Origin of the sequence: Plantactinospora sp. ZYX-F-223 (assembly GCF_039649625.1) — a bacterium.
Lineage (GTDB): Bacteria > Actinomycetota > Actinomycetes > Mycobacteriales > Micromonosporaceae > Plantactinospora.
On record NZ_JBDJAV010000038.1, the window covers coordinates 55,530 to 72,391 of the forward strand.

Genomic DNA, 16,862 nt, shown 5'->3' on the forward strand with positions numbered 1-16,862 from the left:
CGCCCCGCCGTCACGGGCCGGTTCCACCAGGCACCGGGTACGGGTACGGGTCGAACGCGGATAGTTTGGACCGCCCGGACCGGGGCAAACTGCGCTCCATGTATCAGGTGCAACAACTCATCGCCGGTGTGTGGGACGGTAGCGGCGACGCCGGATGGTTGACCGTGGTCGATCCGGTCGACGGTACCCCGGTCAGCCGGGTGCCGGTGGCCACCGAGGCCGAGGTCGAGGCGGCGGTCAAGGCCGCCCGGGCGACGGCTCCCCGGTGGGCCCGGACCGCACCCGCCGACCGGGCCGCCGCGCTGCACCGCGCCGCCGACGCGATCGAGGCGTCCGCCGACCGGCTCGCCGAGGCGGAGACCGCCGAGATGGGCCGGCCGCTGGCCGCCGCCCGGGCCGGAGTCCAGGCGGGCGTGTCGACGCTGCGCCAGTACGCCGAACTCGCCCCCGTGCGGGGCGGCCGCACCCTCGGCGGCGACGCCGACGCGATCGACCTGATGGTGCCGCAGCCGCGCGGCGTGGTCGCCGTCGTCACGCCGTGGAACGACCCGGTCGCGGTCTCCTGCGGTCTGCTCGGCGCGGCCCTGGCCACCGGGAACACCGTCGTCTACAAGCCGAGCGAGCGGAGTACGGCCAGCGGCTGGCTGCTCGCCCGGCTGCTCGACGAGCACCTGCCGTCCGGGGTGCTGTCGCTGCTGACCGGCGACGCCCCGGTCGGTGCGGCGCTGGCCGGGCAGGAGGTCGACGTGGTCGCGCACGTCGGTTCGACCGCGACCGGCCGGTCGATCGCCGCCGCCTGCGCCCGGTCCGGGGCCAAGGCGCTGCTGGAGAACGGCGGCAGCGACCCGATGATCGTCGATGGTGACGTCGACCCGCTCTGGGCGGCCGAACAGGCCGCCACGGGTGCCTTCGCCAACGCCGGGCAGCTCTGCGTCGCGGTGGAGCGGATCTACGTACTCCGGTCGGTGTCGACCCGGTTCCTCGCCGCCCTGGTGGAGCGGGCCGAGGCGCTGCGGTCGGGGCCGGGCCTCGACCCGCGCACCGAACTCGGGCCGCTGGTCGACCGCCGGCACCGCGACCACGTGCACGGGCAGGTCCGGGCGGCGGTAGCGGACGGCGCCAGCGTGCTGTCCGGTGGTGCCGTCCCGGACGGGCCCGGTTCCTTCTACCCGCCGACGGTGCTCGCCGAGTGCACCGACCAGATGGCGGTGATGCGGGAAGAGACGTTCGGCCCGGTCGCCCCGGTGATGGTGGTCGAGTCGTTCGACGAGGCGCTGTCGAGGGCGTCGCACTCGCCGTACGGGCTGGCGGCGACGGTGCTCACCGGGTCGATGAGCCACGCGCAGCGGGCCTGGCGGGAACTCCCGGTCGGGACCGTGAAGATCAATGCCGTCTTCGGCGGGGCACCGGGCGGCGCCGCCGAGCCCCGGGGCGGCAGCGGCCAGGGCTTCGGGTACGGCCCTGAGCTGCTGGACGAGCTGACCGCCACCAAGGTGGTGCACATCGAGGGGCCGGGTGGGGAGGGCGGCCGGTGGTGAGGCCGGTGCCCACCGCCCCACCCGTGACCGGCTGACCCCGCGCGGGTCAGCGGCGGTTGCGGCCCTTCTCCCGCCCCCGGGAGGCGGTGGTCTTCCGGTTGTTCGCCTTCTGGATCGCGCCGACCAGCTCGGCCTTGGTCATCCGGGACCGCCCCTTGATGTCGAGCCGCTTCGCCACGTCCATCAGGTGTTCCTTCGGGGCGTTGGCGTCCACGCCACCGGCGGTCGGTGCGCGCCGTGCCGGTCCACCGCCGGCCGCCTGCTCGTCGCTCGGGCCCTTGCGCCCCTTCGGCTCCCAGTGGTCACCGACCTTCTCGAACGAGTGCTTGAGCGAGGCGAACGCGGTCCGATGCGACCGCTGCCCCTCGCCGTACGTCTCGACCGCCGAGTCGTGGGTCTTCGCCCAGGTCTCCTGGGCCTTCTGCGGCGAGCGTCGCAGGGTGCTGGGCAGAACCTCGCGTCCGGGCATGATCTTCCTCCTCCGGATCGTCTCCTGTCTCCTGTCTCCCCCGTTCGGTTTCCCGGGACACCGTCGGCAAACCCGGGGCCGCAGCACCGGGAGTTTGTCCAGTTCCCGCCCTGGGTACCGGGCAGCGCAACCCCAGCCGCGACGCGACCCCGCACCCGGCTGGCCCCACCGACGAGGGGGCGAGCATGGCGTCGACCACCGAACCGGTCCCGGCGGTACGCGGGCCGGACCGCCACCTCCCCGGGCACCTGCGCCAGTTGCACTGGTCGACCTGGCGGGGCGTACTGGTCCGCAGTGTGCGGAACTTCGTGACGGACAACTGCGCCGACTGGGCCGCCGCGCTGACCTACTACGGCGTGCTGGCGCTCTTCCCGTCCGCGATCGTCATCGTCGCGCTGGTCGGCCTGGTCTCCAACGGGGAGCAGACCATCGACACGATCGCCGGGATCGCCAAGGATGTCGGCGCCGGTTCGGTGGTGGCCAACGACGCCGTGCTGAAGGTCCTGGAGGACGTGGTCGACAACCAGGGGTCGGCGAAGGTACTGCTCGGCTTCGGTGTGCTGGCGGCGCTCTGGTCGGCCTCGGGCTACGTCGGCGCGTTCACCCGGGCCTCCAACGCCATCTACGGGGTCGCCGAGGGGCGGCCGTTCTACCTGCTGCGTCCGCTGCAACTCGGGCTGACCGCGATCGCGCTGGTGCTGCTCGCGGTGGTGGCCACCGGGCTGATCGTGAGCGGCCCGGTCACCGACGCCGTCGGCGACTGGCTGGGGCTCGGAAACGCGCCCCGGACCGCGTGGACGGTGGCAAAGTGGCCGGTCCTGGTGGCCATCATGATGCTGCTGCTCTCGCTGCTGTTCTGGATCGCCCCGAACGTCCGGCAGCCCCGGTTCCGCTGGCTCACCGTCGGCGGCGCGGTCGCCCTGGCCTCCTGGGCCGTCGTCTCGGCGGGCTTCGGCTTCTACGTCTCCCGGTTCGACTCCTACGACGTCACCTACGGCAGCCTCGGCGCGGTCATCGCCTTCCTGGTTTGGCTCTACCTCTCCAACTGCGCGGTCATGCTCGGCGTGGAGATCAACGCCGAGGTGCAGCGCGGCCGGGCCCGCCAGGGCGGCGCCGCGGAGCCGGTGGAGCCCGCACTGCCGCCGAAATCACCGGCGGACGGAGGGCGGTGACGGGCCGCGATGCCGTTTAGCGCGATTCCCCTCGGGTAGCGCATTAGACATGGAACGTGGGAACAGCAAGCACGGCCCCCGCCTGGACGAGCAGATGGACCGGGAGGTGCAGGGCACGGTGCAGGGCTCCGTCGGCGGTCGCGCCGAGGAGTGGCGCGACCCCGAACCGGCCGGGGAGGACCAACCCGGCCTGACCAGGGCGCCCGGCAACGACACCCGGGCCGGTGCACCGCAGGGGATGACCTCGGAGGAGGTCGAGCAGCGGAGCCGGTTGGGCCGGTTCATCCCGCTCTCCGCCCTGCCCGGCGACCGGGAGGGCCTCCGCCGCAGCGCGGAGCAGAACGAGGCGCCGGACGAGGTCCTCGCCCAACTGGACCGGCTGCCCCCGGGCACCCAGTTCCAGACCGTCTCCGAGGTGTGGGCCGCGCTCGGACACGCGAACGAGACCCATCGTTGGTGACGGCCCCCGAACTCACCGGCGCAGGGCCAGACCCAGACCGACCGACAAGGAGGATGCCAGATGAGTGGCGTGACCAAGTCCGTCGACGTGGCGGTGCCGATCCGGACCGCGTACGACCAGTGGACCCAGTTTGAGGACTTTCCGCAGTTCATGGAGGGCGTCGAGGAGGTCCGGCAGATCTCGGACACGATGACGCACTGGAAGGTCGAGATCGGCGGGATCAACCGGGAGTTCGACGCCAGGATCACCGAGCAGCTACCCGACGAACGGGTGGCCTGGACCTCGACCGACGGCACCCGGCAGGCCGGTGTGGTGACCTTCCACCGGATCGACGAGAACCACACCCGGGTCACCGCGCAGATGGAGTTCGAGCCGCAGGGGATCACCGAGAAGGCCGGTGACAAGCTCGGCATGGTGGACCGGCGGGTCGCCGGTGACCTGAACAGGTTCAAGGAGTTCATCGAGCGGCGCGGCACCGAGACCGGTGCCTGGCGCGGCGCGGTCGCCCGGCCGCAGCCGTAGCCGTAGCCGCGGTCCGGATACGACACCCGGTGGCCGCCGGCAGGGGTACGCCCCTCCCGGCGGCCACCGCCGTATTGTCCCGACACCGCCTGGTACGGCCCGGGTCGGCGGTGTTTGCCCCTCGGCTGGGCCGGGTAGGGCGACAGGCATGACGGACAGGGACAGGCACGTCTGGCGCGACGAGGAGCGGCTGCCGCTGCGCGACCTGGAAGGGGCGATGGGTGCGTCGACGCCCGACGGGCAGGTCGACGACGTGACCGGCAACGACGCGGGCGCGGAGTCGGCGTTCGGCCACGGCGCGGAGGCGGACGACCCCGACCAGCCGTACGACGAGGAGCAGGCCGCGCAGCGCAGCGACGAGCAGCGCCGGTACCGGCCGTCGACCACCGGGCGCACCGGCCCGCACTGACCCGGGTCAGCCGGCCGGCACGGGGTGCCGCGCCGCCCGGCGGTTGGACGCCCAGTAGAGCCCGATCATGGCCAGCGAGAGCAGCAGCAGCGCCGGCCCCAGCACCTCGACCGAGGTACGCCCGATCAGCACACCGAGCGCACCCGGGATGATCGCCCCGCCCAACCCGGACGCCCCGATCTGCAACCCGATCGTCCGGTCCGCGTGCTGCTGCCCCACCCGTTCGGCGGTGCTGAGGGTGAGCAGCGGGAAGACCGCCGCCGCGCCGAACCCGACGACGGCGAGGCCGGACACCGCCAGCCAGCCCGGTCCGGGTACCGCGACGAGCGCGGAGCCGAGCGCCATCGCGTACATGCTGCCGAGCAGCACCGTGCGGGTGCCCAGCCGCTCGGCGACGAAGCCCTGCACCACCCGGCCGAGGAAGAGGCTGCCCCAGTAGAGCGAGACGCAGAGGCCGGCCACGGTCGCGCTGACCCCGCGGTCCTCGGTGAGCAGCAGGAAGGCCCAGAGTCCGGCGGCCACCTCGATCGCCACGTACACCGCGAAGGTCAGCGCGCCGAACCAGACCGCCGGCAGGGCCAGGGTGGCGCCGATCCGTACCGGCCCGGCCGGGGTCGCCGGGTCACGGTCCGGTTCGTCGGCGTCGACGGCGGCGGCGGGGCGGCGACGCTCCCAGGTCCGGACGGTGAGCACGAAGGCCAGCGCCAACCCGGCCTGGGCGGCGGCCACGATGCCGTACCCCCAGCGCCAGCCCAGCCCGGCGCCGAGCACGGTGGTCATCACCAGCGGCCCGATCGCGACACCGAGCCCGAAGCAGGCGTGCAGCCAGTTCATCTGGCGCGGCCCGAACGCACCGGCGGCGTACGCGTTCAACCCCGCGTCGACCGCGCCCGAGCCGAGGCCGAGCAGCAGCGCGCAGCCGATCATGATCGGTAACTCGGGTGCACCGGCATAGCCGGCGAGCGCCAGGCTGGCCAGGGCGGTACTGCCGGCCAGCAGCCAGCCGACGCCGACCCGGGCGATGCTGAACCCGGCCACCACGCTGGAGACGAGATAGCCGACCGTACCCGAGGTGAGCAGCAGCCCGACCGCCTCGGTCGGCACCGTCAGCTCGGCGCTGATCGACGGCCAGCCGACCCCGAGCAGGCCGTCGGGGAGGCCGAGGCTGACGAAGGCCAGATAGGCCAGGACGAGTACGGCGAGACCCGTGCGGCGGCGGGAGGGAGTGGACACGCCCGCCGATCATGCCGGACGGCCGGACGACTGGAAACCGTGGCCACCGTCACGGAGCAGTACGGGCAGGCTGCCGTCGGCCTGGCGGGCGCCCCCAGCCGGCGGCGGTGCGGGCTGTCGGAACGCCCACCGACGGCGGGCGGGAGCGCGCAGAACTGGATCAAGGGGACACCAGCCCCGAATTCGTCCGAACGGAGGACCGGCGATCGGCATCCGGCAGGGCAGAATTTCGGGATGCGTCAGGCTCCTGGTTTCCTCTCCGTCCGTCAGCGTCGCTTCGCGTGGCTCGCCTTCCTGCTCACCGCGGTGCAGGCCCCGGTCTCGGCCCGCCTGGTCGACGACGGCTCCTGGTTGTTCAGCCTCTGCGTCTCGCTGATGGTCGCCACCGTGATCCTGGCCGACGACGCCATGCGGCGCCGTCCGGTGGACGCCGGCTCGGTCGACTAGTCGCCCGCCATCCCGCAGGGTCCGAGCGGGCGCAGCACAGGGGCCACCAGACCGCGTCCGACGAGCGGATTCGGCGGCTCCGGTTAGGCTGCTGGCATGCCAGGCACGGTCGGGCGGACCCCCGCTCCCCCCTCCACCGTGGCCGGTGCGCCGCCGACTCCGGACCCCACGGTCGGGCCACCGGCCGACCTCCGCTGGCCGGACACTCCGCTGGGTCCGCCCGGCCGCTGGGACCCGGCGCTGCGGGCGGTCGTCGACCTGGTGCTCTCCGCCCCGGTGCCGATGGCCCTGGCGTACGGCGCGCAGCTCGCGCTGGTCTACAACGACGGTTTCGCGGAGCTGATCCCCGCCAAGCATCCGCAGGCGTTCGGCCGGCCGGCGGCCGAGGTCTTCGCCGAGGTGTGGCACGTGCCGGGCGTCGGCGACGTGATCGAGCGGGTCTACCGGACCGGCGAGCCGTTCCTGGAGCGGGACGCCCCGCTGCCGCTGGTCCGCGACGAGGCCGGGATCCCGGAGCAGACCCTCTTCACCCGCGGCTACTCCCCGGTCCGGGACTCCACCGGCAAGATCATCGGAGTACTCACGGTGGCCGCCGAGGCCACCCAGGTCACCCAGCGTCTACAGAATCTCAGCGAGCTGGCCTCGGCGCTGGCCGGGACGCTCACCCTCGACGACGTCGCTCGGGTCACGCTGCGTAACGCCGTCTCGACGTCCGCGGCCGACCAGGTCGAGTTCGGGGTGGACGACGGCAGCGGCTGGCGGCTGGTCCGGCGGATCCGGGGCGAGGTGCTGGACGAGGCCGACGAGCGGCTGCCCCCGCTGTGGCGCCGGCACACGGCCGACTCGCCCGCCCCGCTGGTGCTGGCCGCCGACAGCGGTAAGCCGAGCTTCGCCAGTGACGGCCAACCGCTGCTGCACAGCGCGGTCGACCGGCACGACGAGAAGATCCGGGCGCTGGCCGCGCTGCCGCTGCGTACGCCGACGCTGCGCGGCGGGCTGACCGTCGGCTACCGGCAGCCGCACCGCTGGCCGCCGGCCGAGCGCGCCCTGCTGGCTGCCTCGGCAGAGCTGGTGGCCCAGGCCGCCGAGCGGGCCCGCCGGTTCGAGACCCAGCACGGCACGGCGCAACTGCTCCAGCGCAGCATGCTGCCGGAGCACCTGCCCGACCTGCCGCTGCTGCGGATCGCCGCCCGCTACGACGCCGGGGTCGACGGCAACGCGGCCGGCGGCGACTTCTACGACGCCTTCGCGCTGCCGGACGGGCGGCTGGCGGTGGTCCTCGGCGACGTGGCCGGGCACGACGTGCAGGCCGCCGCGCTGATGGGGCAGGTACGCGCCGCGCTGCGGGCGCTGGCCCTGAGCGACCCCGATCCGGTCGGCGTACTCGCCGGGCTGGACCGGCTGGTGGCGAGCCTGAGCGCGGAGGCGCACAGCGACGAGCTCTTCGTCACCGTGGTCTACGGGCTGATCGAGCCGGAGACCGCCCGGCTGACCATCGCCAGCGCCGGCCATCCCCCGCCGCTGATCCGGCGCGGCTCCCCCGGCCAGCCCGGCACCGCCCGGTATGTCGAGGTGCCCCCGGGGGTGCCGCTCGGGCTGCACGGGCGGCGGTCGGCGGTCACCGTGGAGTTTCCGCCCGGCGACACGCTGCTGCTGTTCAGCGATGGTGTGGTGGAGCGGCGGCAGCGGAGCCTGACCGACGGGTTCGAGGCGCTGGCCGGCACGGTGGCCGGGGCGGCTACCGGCGACCCGCGTACGCTCTGCGCGCTGGCCAGCGGCGCGGTGCCGGGCAGCACCGACGACGACGTCGCCGTCCTCGCCGTCGAGCACGCGAGCACACCCAGCCGGTCGGCGAGCATGGAGGTGCCGGCGGAGCCGACCGCCCCGGGCCGGGTACGGCACTGGATGACCGGTCAACTGCACCTGTGGGGGGTGCCCGAGCAGGTGGTCGGGGCGGCGGTGCTCTGCACCAGCGAGTTGACCACCAACGCGCTGCTGCACGCCGGCACCGCCGCCCGGGTGGAGATCGACCTCAGCCCGGAGCGGTTGCTGGTCTCGGTCGCCGACAGCGGCACCCGGGGCGCGGTGACCCGGGCCCGGACCGAGAAACTAAGCAGCCGGGGCCGGGGTCTCGGGCTGATCGAGCAGCTCAGCGACGCCTGGGGGACCGATCCGACGGTACGCGGCTCGACGGTCTGGTTCGAGATGATGATTCCCGGGGCGGCCGGCACCGGCGAGCGGCCAGGCGGCTGACCGCCGCACCCAGGCGTGCGGAGTACCCCGGCGGGGAAAGGCTCCCGGGGTGGATCTCTCGGCTACCTCGTACGCGTTGATCGGCCTGGCCGCGCTGCTGGCCGGCATCCTGCCCCGGGTGCTGGAACGGCGCCCGCTCTCCATGCCGATCGCCTTCCTCGGCCTCGGCATGCTGGTGTTCCTGCTCCCGCTCGGGCTGCCCGAGCCGGATCCCGTGACCCACGCCGGGATCACCACCCAGCTCACCGAGATCGGCGTGATCGTGGCGTTGATGGGCGCCGGACTCAAGATCGACCGTCCGCTCGGCCGCCTGCGCTGGTCGTCGACCTGGCGGCTGCTCGCGGTCGCGATGCCGCTCTGCATCGCCGCCGTGGCGCTGCTCGGCTGGTGGTGGCTGGGGCTGGCGCCGGCCGCCGCGCTGCTGCTGGCCGCCGCGCTGGCACCCACCGACCCGGTGCTCGCCTCGGACGTGCAGGTCGGCGAGCCGACCGACGTCGAGGACAACGAGGACGAGGTGCGGTTCGCGCTGACCGCCGAGGCCGGGCTGAACGACGGTCTCGCCTTTCCGTTCGTCTACGCCGCCATCACGATCGCCACGGTCGGGTTGGCCCCCGGCGGCTGGCTGGCGCGCTGGCTGACCGTGGACGTCGGCTACCGGATCGTGCTCGGGGTGGCCGGTGGGCTGCTGGTGGGCTGGCTGCTCGGCAAGCTGTTCTTCCGGTCCCGCTCGGAGCGGCTGCGGCTGGCCCGGCACTCGGAGGGCTTCCTCGCGCTGGCCGCCACCTTCCTGTCGTACGGCCTGGTCGAGCTGGTCGGCGGCTACGGCTTCGTCGCCGTCTTCGCCACCGCCCGGGCGATCCGGGCGGCGGAGCGGTCGCACGAGTACCACCAGGTGTTGCACCACTTCGCCGAGCAGGTCGAGCGACTACTCACCGTGCTGTTGCTGCTGCTCCTCGGCGGTGCGGTGGTCACCGGGCTGTTCGCCCCGCTGACCTGGCCTGCGGTGGCGCTGGCGCTGGCCCTGCTCTTCGTCGTCCGCCCGCTGACCGGCCGGCTGTCGCTGCTCGGCGCGCCGGGCCGACCCGCCGAGCACTGGGTGATCGCGCTGTTCGGGATCCGTGGCGTCGGCACGTTCTACTACCTCGGGTACGCCACCACACACGCGTACTTCCCCGGTGCCGATCTGCTCTGGGCGACGGCCGGGCTGGTGGTGGTCGTGTCGGTGGTGGTGCACGGGGTGGCCGCCACCCCGGTCATGCAACTGCTGGACCGGCGGCTGGACCGCACCTCCGGGCCGGCCTCCGGCGACCCGGCGCCGGGCGGCCGGCCGGTGGATGTCCCGACGCCACGCGCGCCCGCTGCGGCGGGTGCGAGCGCACCGGCCTCCCCCGGGCCGGACGACCCGGCCCGGAACTGACCACCCCCGCATCGCGGCCCGCCCTCAGCCCGCTGATCGCGGGCCTGGTGATGGCCCCGCTCCTCAGGTGGCCAGACCCCGCTCATCGGGTGGACCGGACCCCGCTCGTCAGCTCCGGCCTCGCTCGTCAGGCGGGTCGGACCCCGGGCGTCGGGTGGGTCGGACCCCGGTCGTCAGGTGGGTCCGGCCCCGGTCGCCGGGGCGGGACCGGTCGCCGGCTCCACTCGGCGGTGCATGTGCAGCCGGATGGCGGTCGAGGTGCTGTCGGTGTGCACCTGGACCAGGTCGCAGAGATAGTTGACCAGCAGCAGACCGCGCCCGGTGTCGCTGACCGGCGACGGCGGGAGGCGGCCGGCGAGCCGGTCGGTCAGCACGCTCGATCCGGTGATCTCGCAGACCAGCCCGTCCTCGTCCAGCCAGACCCGGGCCACCGCCGGCCGCCCGGAGTGCACCACGGCGTTGGTGGCGATCTCGTTCGCCGCGACCCGCAGGTCTTCGACCTGGTCCGGGGCGAGCCCCGCCTCCCGGGCCAGCGCGGCGACCATGGCACGCATCCCGGAGAGGCCGGCGGCCTCGAAGAACAACATGGACGCCGTCGACGGCGGGGTCGGAAAGGGCAGGTTGAAGGCGTCGACCACGCTCTCCGGGCGGCCGTATCCGGCGCTGGCCTGCCGGTCACCGTCGCGGATCAGGAACGGGTGGGTGCTCGCCGCGTCGGCGATCACGTCCACGTCCAGCCGCACCGCGTCGTACGGGCAGAGCACACTGACCGGCCGGCCGGCGAGGGCGATGTTGATCAGGGCCTCGTGCTGTACGCACCGGGGATAGGCCAGCACCGAGCGGCCGGGCCAGATCGGCTCCCCGACGACGCGTACCCGGACTGGTGCGTGCTCCTCGACGAAGGCGTGCAGCACTCCCGGGATGATCCACCCCGGGTTGCGCCCCTCCCGGGCCATGTCGACGAAGCGCAGTTCGGTGCTGGCGCCGAGGGCCGTGCGCAGCAGGTCGAGCCGGCTGCCGGGCACCGCGATCAGCACCGGCTCCCCGGCCGCGAGCCCGGTCTCCACGAAGGAGCGGATGCCGGTGACGTAGTCGTCGTCGCTCCGGTAGAAGAGGGCGTCGTGCCGCAGCGTTCCGGCCTCCGGCCGGGCGGCTGGTTCGGATGTCATCGCCCGCCCGTCGCACGCCACGCGTTCACTGCCCACCTCCGCCAGCAGCGTACGCGGCATCGGCAACGTCTGGCCACGCAGAGTCAGCGGACCGGTTCGCCGCGGTGCTGCCGCCCTCCCGTCCGGTGGGACGGTCGGCGGGCAGGGCCACCGAGACGGCTCCGTCCACACGCCGATGACCTGCGGCGATGACCGACGACCGAAACCAGGGCTTCACACGGACGCAACATGGCCTTACCGTGGTCGATGTCTATGGGAGCGCTTCCAGCGATGCCCCTCGATCTCCCACCGCCCCGAAGGGAGTACCGCATGCACCTCAGACCCGCGCTCGCCGCAGCCGGTGCCGTCGCCGTCACGGCACTCGCCGCGACGACAGCGGTCGGTGTCGGCCTCTTCAACCCCACCCCGGCCAAGGCCGCCGACTCGGCGTTCTACGTCGACCCGGACACCAGCGCCGCACGCTGGGTCGCCGCCAACCCCAACGACTCCCGCGCCGCCGTCATCCGGGACCGGATCGCCAGCGTCCCGCAGGGCCGGTGGTTCACCCAGAACAACCCCAGCACCGTACGCGGTCAGGTCGACGCCTTCGTCGGCGCCGCCACCGCAGCCGGAAAGATCCCGATCCTGGTGGTCTACAACATCCCCAACCGGGACTGTAGCGGCGCCAGCAGTGGTGGCCTGCCCAACCACACCGCCTACCGGCAGTGGATCGACCAGGTGGCCGGCGGCCTGAACGGGCGACCGGCGAGCATCATCCTCGAACCCGACGTACTCGCGCTGATGTCGGACTGCATGAACTCCTCGCAGCAGGCCGAGACCCAGGCGTCGATGGCGTACGCCGGCAAGGCGTTCAAGGCCGCCTCCAGCCAGGCCAGGGTCTACTTCGACGCGGCACACTCGGCCTGGCTCACCCCGTCGGCGATGGCCTCCCGACTGGTCGCGGCGGACATCGCCAACAGCGCCGACGGGATCTCGGTCAACGTCTCCAACTACCGCACCACGGCCGAGTCGGTCAGCTACGCCAAGGCGGTGGTCGCGGCCACCGGCGCACCGAACCTGAAGATCGTGGTGGACACCAGCCGGAACGGCAACGGCCCCGACCCCCGTGGCGAGTGGTGCGACCCGGCCGGTCGGGCGATCGGCACCGCGAGCACCACGGAGACCGGTGACCCGGCGGTCGACGCGCTGTTCTGGATCAAGCTGCCGGGCGAGGCGGACGGCTGCATCGCCGGTGCGGGCCAGTTCGTCCCGCAGCGTGCGTACGACCTGGCGATCGCCGCCCCCAACCCGCCCACCGTGCCGCCGACCACCCGGCCGCCGACGACAGCACCGCCGACGACCCAACCACCGACCACCCCACCGCCCAGCACCCCGCCGGCCGACACCAGCTGCCGGGTGACCTGGACCGCCAACTCCTGGACCGGCGGATTCACCGCCGAGATCCGGGTGACGAACAACGGGCCGGCGGTCAACGGCTGGACCCTGACCTTCACCGTCGGCGCCAACGTCCGGTACAGCAACGGCTGGAACGGCGTCTGGAGCCAGTCCGGCAGCCAGATCAGCGTCGGCAACGTGGCCTGGAACGGCTCGCTGCCGACCGGCGGCACCACCAGCGTCGGCTTCCAGGGCACCTACAGCGGGACCCTGGCCACGCCGACCGGCTATGCCCTGAACGGAAACGCCTGCACGAGCTGACCCGTCCCCTCCGGCCGGGTCGCCGCCCGCCACCTGCGGCGGCGACCCGGCCACCCCCGGGCAGACCGCCCCTGACCTGGCCGGGCGGGCCGCGGCCAGCGACCCGGCCGGACGATCGGAATGGTGATGACGAGATGACGGTCGCCGGACAGCGGCAGCGACCGGTCGGCCACCTGCTGCGCGAGTGGCGCGAACGACGCCGGCTCAGCCAACTCGAACTCGCCATCCAGGCGGACATCTCCACCCGGCACCTCAGTTTCGTGGAGACCGGCCGGGCGATGCCGAGCCGCGACATGGTGCTCCGGCTCGCCGAGCAACTCGACGTGCCGCTGCGCGAGCGCAACCACCTGCTGCTGGCCGCCGGGTACGCACCGATCTACCCGCGTACCCCGCTGGACTCCCCGGCCCTGGCCGCCGTACGCGCGGCGGTCCGCCAGGTGCTCACCGCCCACCAGCCTTATCCGGCCATCGCGCTGGACCGGGGCTGGTATCTGGTCGAGGCGAACGCCAGCATCGGCCTGTTCACCCAGGGCGCGGCGGCCCCGCTGCTCACCCCGCCGGTCAACGCGCTCCGGCTGGCCCTGCACCCGGCCGGGCTGGCGCCCCGGATCGTCAACCTCGGCGAGTGGCGGGCGCACCTGCTCGGGCGGCTCCGCCGGCAGGTCGCGCTCAGCGGCGACGCCGAGCTGACCGACCTCTACGACGAGCTGCGGGCGTACCCCTGCGACCAGCCGGAGCCCGAGGTCGAGCTCCCGGGGCCGGGTGAGGTCGTGGTGCCGCTGCGGATCCGGGACGGCGACCGGGAACTCGCCTTCTTCAGCACCGTCTTCACCTTCGGCACCCCGCTGGACGTCACCGTCGCGGAACTCTCCGTCGAGTCGTTCTTCCCGCTCGACGACTACACGGCGGCGGCGGTCCGCTCGGCCGCCGAGCAGGAGGAGCGCCGGGTGGGCAGCGCCCCCGCGCGCTGACCCTGCGACGGTCTGCCCCACGCCGACCTTCGACGGTCCCCGCGCGCTGGCCCTGCGCGATCGGCGGTCCCACCCATTGTCGGCAGAACCGGACAGCACGCCCGTCCGGGCCCTTCCGTTTACCGTCCGCCAGAGCGGGTTACCGAGTGGGGCAGGCGGGGAATCGAGCCGTGACGAAGGAGGCTGATTCATGATGTCCAGGAACCCGACGGCGGCCTGGCGGTCCGGTATGCCTGGTATGCCGGGTGTTGCCGGAGGCAACAACCTACCCGCCGGGCCATCCGGCGACCAGTTCAGGGCGCCGAGCAGCGACGGCGGGACGGCCCCCGGGCAGCAGTCCACGGTGACGGTCGCCTCGTACCCGGACTACCCATCGGCGCAGTACACCGTGGACTTCCTCTCCGACAACGAGTTCCCGGTCGAACGCGCCGCCATCGTCGGCACCGACCTCACCCTGGTCGAAACGGTACTGGGCCGGATGACGACCGCCCGGGCCGCGCTGGCCGGTGCCGCCACCGGTGCCTGGTTCGGGCTCTTCATCGGCCTGCTCTTCGGCATCTTCACAGTCGGCAACTGGTGGGCCGTCATCCTGGTGGGACTCGCCATCGGTGCCGTCTGGGGCGCGATCTTCGGCGCCATCGCGCACGCCATGACCGGCGGCCGGCGCGACTTCACCTCGGCCAGCAGCCTGCGGGCCAACCAGTACGCGGTGACCGTCGACGCGACCTTTGCCGACCAGGCGCGACAGCTTATCGGCCGGATGAACTGGCAGGGTGGGCAGCGGCCGGCCGGCGCCATCGGCTGACAGGGCGCCGGCATCGCCGTCGAGCGTACGGCGCCGGCCGGGTCGGTCAGTGGTAGACGCGCTCGCCGGCCCGGACCGGTGCCGCGATCCGGTTCTCCTCGGGAGCGAGTGGGCAGGCCCACCTGTCGTCGTAGGCACAGGAGGCGTTGTAGGCGTAGTTGAAGTCCAGCCGTAGCCGGCCTCCGGGCAGCACGATCAGCCCTCGGCCGTACGTGCCCTTGACCGTGTCGGTGAGATAGCGCCCGCCGCCGTACGTCTCCCGGCCGGCGGTGCCGTCCCGGAACGGCAGGAAGAGTCCGCCGCCGTACGCCTCGATCCACCAGAGGGTCAGCGGCCCCCACGGAGTCTCGGCGATGCCCGAACGGCGGTAGTGCACCACGCCGTCCGGCCCGCCGGTGTCGATGCTCAGCGTGCCGGCGGCCGGGCGTACCGGTACGTCTACCACGGCCGACGGCTCGGGCGGAAAGTAGCGCAGGCCGGTGAAGCCGGCCCGCTCGGCCAGCGGGATCGGCGACTGCGGATGCCCGGCGAAGAGGGCATCCCGGGCCGCCCGGAATCCGGCCAGGTCAAGGTCGGACAGGTAGAGCCTGGTCACCTGCTCACGCCAGTCCGCCAGCTCCAGTTCCTCCACGCGACCGAGCCTAGTGGCGGTGGTCGGCCGCCGGTGGCGGCGGTGCCCGGTCGACGGGTAGTTCAAACATGCAGGGCCCTTTCTGTGCTGACCTTGGCTGTGACCGTGCCCGCACTCGGTCAGGTGTTTCAGATTTTAAATAGTGCTACCCTCGGCACATGGGTGAAGGTCTGGACGCCGAGCGGCTGGCCTGTTGGCGGGCGTACATCGAGTCGAGCCAGCTTCTGCTGAACCGGCTCGAGGACGAGCTGCGCGCCGCCAGCGAGCTGAGCCTGGCCGACTACCACGTGCTGGTCCTGCTCTCCGAGGCACCCCGACAGCGGCTCCGGATGGGAGAGCTGGCCAGCCGGCTCGTCTTCTCGCCGAGCCGGCTGACCTACCAGATCTCCTCGATGGAACGGCGCGGCCTGGTCGCCAGGCAGAGCTGCCCGGAGGACCGCCGGGGCAGCGAGGCGGTGCTGACCGCCGCCGGGCTGCTCACCCTGCGCGAGGCCGCGCCGCAGCACGCGGCCTCGGTGCGCGGGTACCTGATGGACGACCTCGACGGGACCGAGGTCGCCTGCCTCACCCGGGTCTTCGACCGGCTGGCCGGGCGGTTGAAGACGGACGACGCCACCCCGACCCCTGAATCCCCCGACAGCGTCAGCGTCAAGGAGAAGTAGCCATGCCCGCGATCACCGTCGACGACGTCCTGGTCCTGCCCCGCCTGCCCCGGCTCGCCGCGACCACCGCCTACCGGCCGGTCCGCCGGCTGGTCACCGCGCCCAGCGGGTACGAGGGCGAGGGCTTCCCGGTCCGCCGCGCCTTCGCCGGGGTGCCGCTGACCGAACTGGATCCCTTCATCCACCTCGACCAGATGGGTGAGGTGGATTATGCCCCCGGCGAGCCGAAGGGAACCCCGTGGCATCCCCACCGGGGCTTCGAGACGGTCACCTACATCATCGACGGGATCTTCGAGCACCAGGACTCACACGGCGGTGGCGGCACCATCACCGACGGCGACACCCAGTGGATGACGGCCGGCGCCGGCCTGCTGCACATCGAGGCGCCCCCGGAGCACCTGGTGATGAGCGGCGGCCTCTTCCACGGCCTGCAACTCTGGGTCAACCTGCCCCGGGCGGCCAAGATGAACCCGCCGCGCTACCAGGACATCCGAGGCAGGGAGTCGGCCCTGCTGACCACGCCGGACGGCGGCGCGCTGCTCCGGGTGATCGCCGGCGAGGTGGCCGGGCACACCGGCCCCGGTTCCACGCACACCCCGATCACCGTCACGCACGTGACGGTGCAGCCGGGCGCCGAGGTGGAGCTGCCCTGGCGGTCCGACTTCAACGCTCTGGTCTACGTGCTCGCCGGTCGGGGCACGGTCGGCGCCGAACGCCGCCCGGTGCACACCGGCCAGCTCGCGGTGCACGGCCCGGGCGACGCCCTGCGGTTCGCCGCCGACCAGCGGCAGGAGGCGGCGACCCCGGCGCTGGAGGTGTACGTCATGGGCGGCCAGCCGATCCGGGAACCGGTCGCGCACTACGGGCCGTTCGTGATGAACACCCGGGCCGAGCTGGTTCAGGCGTTCGAGGACTACCAGGCCGGCCGGCTGGGCGTGATCCCGGCGCACCGTACCCCGCACACCGGCGGAGCCGGACCACGGCCGTCCTGACCCGCTCCGCCGCGCCG

General features: G+C 73.2%; 17 protein-coding genes. 13 read left to right on the forward strand and 4 right to left on the reverse strand.

Features of this window, described 5'->3' with window-relative positions:
- The first annotated feature begins 98 nt into the window (after positions 1-98).
- On the forward strand, positions 99-1,538 hold the full coding sequence (locus AAH979_RS31430; protein WP_346261753.1) for an aldehyde dehydrogenase family protein: 1,440 nt from the start codon (positions 99-101) through the stop codon (positions 1,536-1,538).
- A 46-nt stretch (positions 1,539-1,584) separates the two neighbouring features.
- On the opposite strand, the gene AAH979_RS31435 is transcribed toward AAH979_RS31430, so the two are convergent.
- Positions 1,585-2,007, reverse strand: coding sequence for a ChaB family protein (locus AAH979_RS31435; protein WP_318397279.1), 423 nt, complete (start codon positions 2,005-2,007; stop codon positions 1,585-1,587).
- A 185-nt stretch (positions 2,008-2,192) separates the two neighbouring features.
- Between AAH979_RS31435 and AAH979_RS31440 the strand changes: the two genes are divergently transcribed.
- The 4 genes from AAH979_RS31440 (at position 2,193) to AAH979_RS31455 (ending at position 4,570) form a co-directional block, all read left to right on the forward strand.
- Positions 2,193-3,179: a YihY/virulence factor BrkB family protein gene (locus AAH979_RS31440; protein ID WP_346261754.1), complete on the forward strand. Its 987-nt coding sequence runs from the start codon at positions 2,193-2,195 to the stop codon at positions 3,177-3,179.
- Between the two features lie 49 nt (positions 3,180-3,228).
- Positions 3,229-3,639, forward strand: a complete 411-nt coding sequence (locus tag AAH979_RS31445) for a DUF2795 domain-containing protein (RefSeq protein WP_346261755.1) — start codon at positions 3,229-3,231, stop codon at positions 3,637-3,639.
- 60 nt (positions 3,640-3,699) lie between these two features.
- A complete protein-coding gene (locus tag AAH979_RS31450) occupies positions 3,700-4,161 on the forward strand; it encodes an SRPBCC family protein (RefSeq protein ID WP_346261756.1) in 462 nt (153 codons plus the stop codon).
- Positions 4,162-4,309: 148 nt separating this feature from the next.
- On the forward strand, positions 4,310-4,570 hold the full coding sequence (locus AAH979_RS31455; RefSeq protein WP_318397275.1) for a hypothetical protein: 261 nt from the start codon (positions 4,310-4,312) through the stop codon (positions 4,568-4,570).
- A gap of 6 nt (positions 4,571-4,576) precedes the next feature.
- On the opposite strand, the gene AAH979_RS31460 is transcribed toward AAH979_RS31455, so the two are convergent.
- Positions 4,577-5,803 carry an MFS transporter gene (locus AAH979_RS31460; RefSeq protein WP_346261757.1) on the reverse strand — a complete coding sequence of 409 codons (1,227 nt, stop codon included), beginning with the start codon at positions 5,801-5,803 and terminating at the stop codon, positions 4,577-4,579.
- A gap of 234 nt (positions 5,804-6,037) precedes the next feature.
- Here AAH979_RS31460 and AAH979_RS31465 point away from each other — a divergent pair, with 234 nt between their 5' ends.
- The 3 genes from AAH979_RS31465 to AAH979_RS31475 all read left to right on the forward strand — a co-directional run bounded on the left by AAH979_RS31465 (position 6,038) and on the right by AAH979_RS31475 (position 9,920).
- Positions 6,038-6,250 (forward strand): hypothetical protein, encoded by a 213-nt coding sequence (locus AAH979_RS31465; RefSeq protein WP_346261758.1) that lies wholly within the window; start codon positions 6,038-6,040, stop codon positions 6,248-6,250.
- 96 nt (positions 6,251-6,346) lie between these two features.
- The gene (locus tag AAH979_RS31470) at positions 6,347-8,503 is read left to right on the forward strand and encodes a SpoIIE family protein phosphatase (RefSeq protein WP_346261759.1); all 2,157 of its coding nucleotides are present in this window, start codon (positions 6,347-6,349) and stop codon (positions 8,501-8,503) included.
- A 49-nt stretch (positions 8,504-8,552) separates the two neighbouring features.
- The gene (locus AAH979_RS31475) at positions 8,553-9,920 is read left to right on the forward strand and encodes a cation:proton antiporter (RefSeq protein ID WP_346261760.1); all 1,368 of its coding nucleotides are present in this window, start codon (positions 8,553-8,555) and stop codon (positions 9,918-9,920) included.
- Between the two features lie 173 nt (positions 9,921-10,093).
- Here the strand turns inward: AAH979_RS31475 and AAH979_RS31480 are convergent, their stop codons facing one another.
- A complete protein-coding gene (locus AAH979_RS31480; RefSeq protein WP_346261761.1) occupies positions 10,094-11,089 on the reverse strand; it encodes a sensor histidine kinase in 996 nt (331 codons plus the stop codon).
- A gap of 309 nt (positions 11,090-11,398) precedes the next feature.
- On the opposite strand from AAH979_RS31480, the gene AAH979_RS31485 reads away from it, so the two are divergent.
- From AAH979_RS31485 to AAH979_RS31495, 3 genes are all read left to right on the forward strand, one after another.
- Entirely contained in the window at positions 11,399-12,784 is a 1,386-nt protein-coding gene (locus AAH979_RS31485; RefSeq protein WP_346261762.1) for a glycoside hydrolase family 6 protein, read from the forward strand.
- Between the two features lie 134 nt (positions 12,785-12,918).
- Complete coding sequence (locus AAH979_RS31490; protein ID WP_346261763.1) at positions 12,919-13,755, forward strand: helix-turn-helix transcriptional regulator; 837 nt, start codon at positions 12,919-12,921, stop codon at positions 13,753-13,755.
- A gap of 193 nt (positions 13,756-13,948) precedes the next feature.
- Entirely contained in the window at positions 13,949-14,560 is a 612-nt protein-coding gene (locus tag AAH979_RS31495; RefSeq protein ID WP_346261788.1) for a general stress protein, read from the forward strand.
- Positions 14,561-14,606: 46 nt separating this feature from the next.
- Here the strand turns inward: AAH979_RS31495 and AAH979_RS31500 are convergent, their stop codons facing one another.
- Positions 14,607-15,191, reverse strand: coding sequence for a DUF1684 domain-containing protein (locus tag AAH979_RS31500; RefSeq protein WP_346261764.1), 585 nt, complete (start codon positions 15,189-15,191; stop codon positions 14,607-14,609).
- 158 nt (positions 15,192-15,349) lie between these two features.
- On the opposite strand from AAH979_RS31500, the gene AAH979_RS31505 reads away from it, so the two are divergent.
- The gene (locus AAH979_RS31505; RefSeq protein WP_346261765.1) at positions 15,350-15,853 is read left to right on the forward strand and encodes a MarR family transcriptional regulator; all 504 of its coding nucleotides are present in this window, start codon (positions 15,350-15,352) and stop codon (positions 15,851-15,853) included.
- Between the two features lie 2 nt (positions 15,854-15,855).
- Positions 15,856-16,845: a pirin family protein gene (locus tag AAH979_RS31510; RefSeq protein ID WP_346261766.1), complete on the forward strand. Its 990-nt coding sequence runs from the start codon at positions 15,856-15,858 to the stop codon at positions 16,843-16,845.
- Positions 16,846-16,862 lie beyond the last annotated feature (17 nt).

Bases quoted from the DNA above. Each gene is read 5' to 3' on its own strand.
- AAH979_RS31455 (WP_318397275.1), top strand. From the start codon at position 4,310: ATGACGGACAGGGACAGGCACGTCTGGCGCGACGAGGAGCGGCTGCCG.
- AAH979_RS31490 (WP_346261763.1), top strand. From the start codon at position 12,919: ATGACGGTCGCCGGACAGCGGCAGCGACCGGTCGGCCACCTGCTGCGC.
- AAH979_RS31485 (WP_346261762.1), top strand. From the start codon at position 11,399: ATGCACCTCAGACCCGCGCTCGCCGCAGCCGGTGCCGTCGCCGTCACG.
- AAH979_RS31430 (WP_346261753.1), top strand. From the start codon at position 99: ATGTATCAGGTGCAACAACTCATCGCCGGTGTGTGGGACGGTAGCGGC.
- AAH979_RS31480 (WP_346261761.1), bottom strand. From the start codon at position 11,089: ATGACATCCGAACCAGCCGCCCGGCCGGAGGCCGGAACGCTGCGGCAC.
- AAH979_RS31435 (WP_318397279.1), bottom strand. From the start codon at position 2,007: ATGCCCGGACGCGAGGTTCTGCCCAGCACCCTGCGACGCTCGCCGCAG.
- AAH979_RS31445 (WP_346261755.1), top strand. From the start codon at position 3,229: ATGGAACGTGGGAACAGCAAGCACGGCCCCCGCCTGGACGAGCAGATG.
- AAH979_RS31495 (WP_346261788.1), top strand. From the start codon at position 13,949: ATGTCCAGGAACCCGACGGCGGCCTGGCGGTCCGGTATGCCTGGTATG.
- AAH979_RS31465 (WP_346261758.1), top strand. From the start codon at position 6,038: ATGCGTCAGGCTCCTGGTTTCCTCTCCGTCCGTCAGCGTCGCTTCGCG.
- AAH979_RS31505 (WP_346261765.1), top strand. From the start codon at position 15,350: ATGGGTGAAGGTCTGGACGCCGAGCGGCTGGCCTGTTGGCGGGCGTAC.
- AAH979_RS31470 (WP_346261759.1), top strand. From the start codon at position 6,347: ATGCCAGGCACGGTCGGGCGGACCCCCGCTCCCCCCTCCACCGTGGCC.
- AAH979_RS31450 (WP_346261756.1), top strand. From the start codon at position 3,700: ATGAGTGGCGTGACCAAGTCCGTCGACGTGGCGGTGCCGATCCGGACC.
- AAH979_RS31440 (WP_346261754.1), top strand. From the start codon at position 2,193: ATGGCGTCGACCACCGAACCGGTCCCGGCGGTACGCGGGCCGGACCGC.
- AAH979_RS31510 (WP_346261766.1), top strand. From the start codon at position 15,856: ATGCCCGCGATCACCGTCGACGACGTCCTGGTCCTGCCCCGCCTGCCC.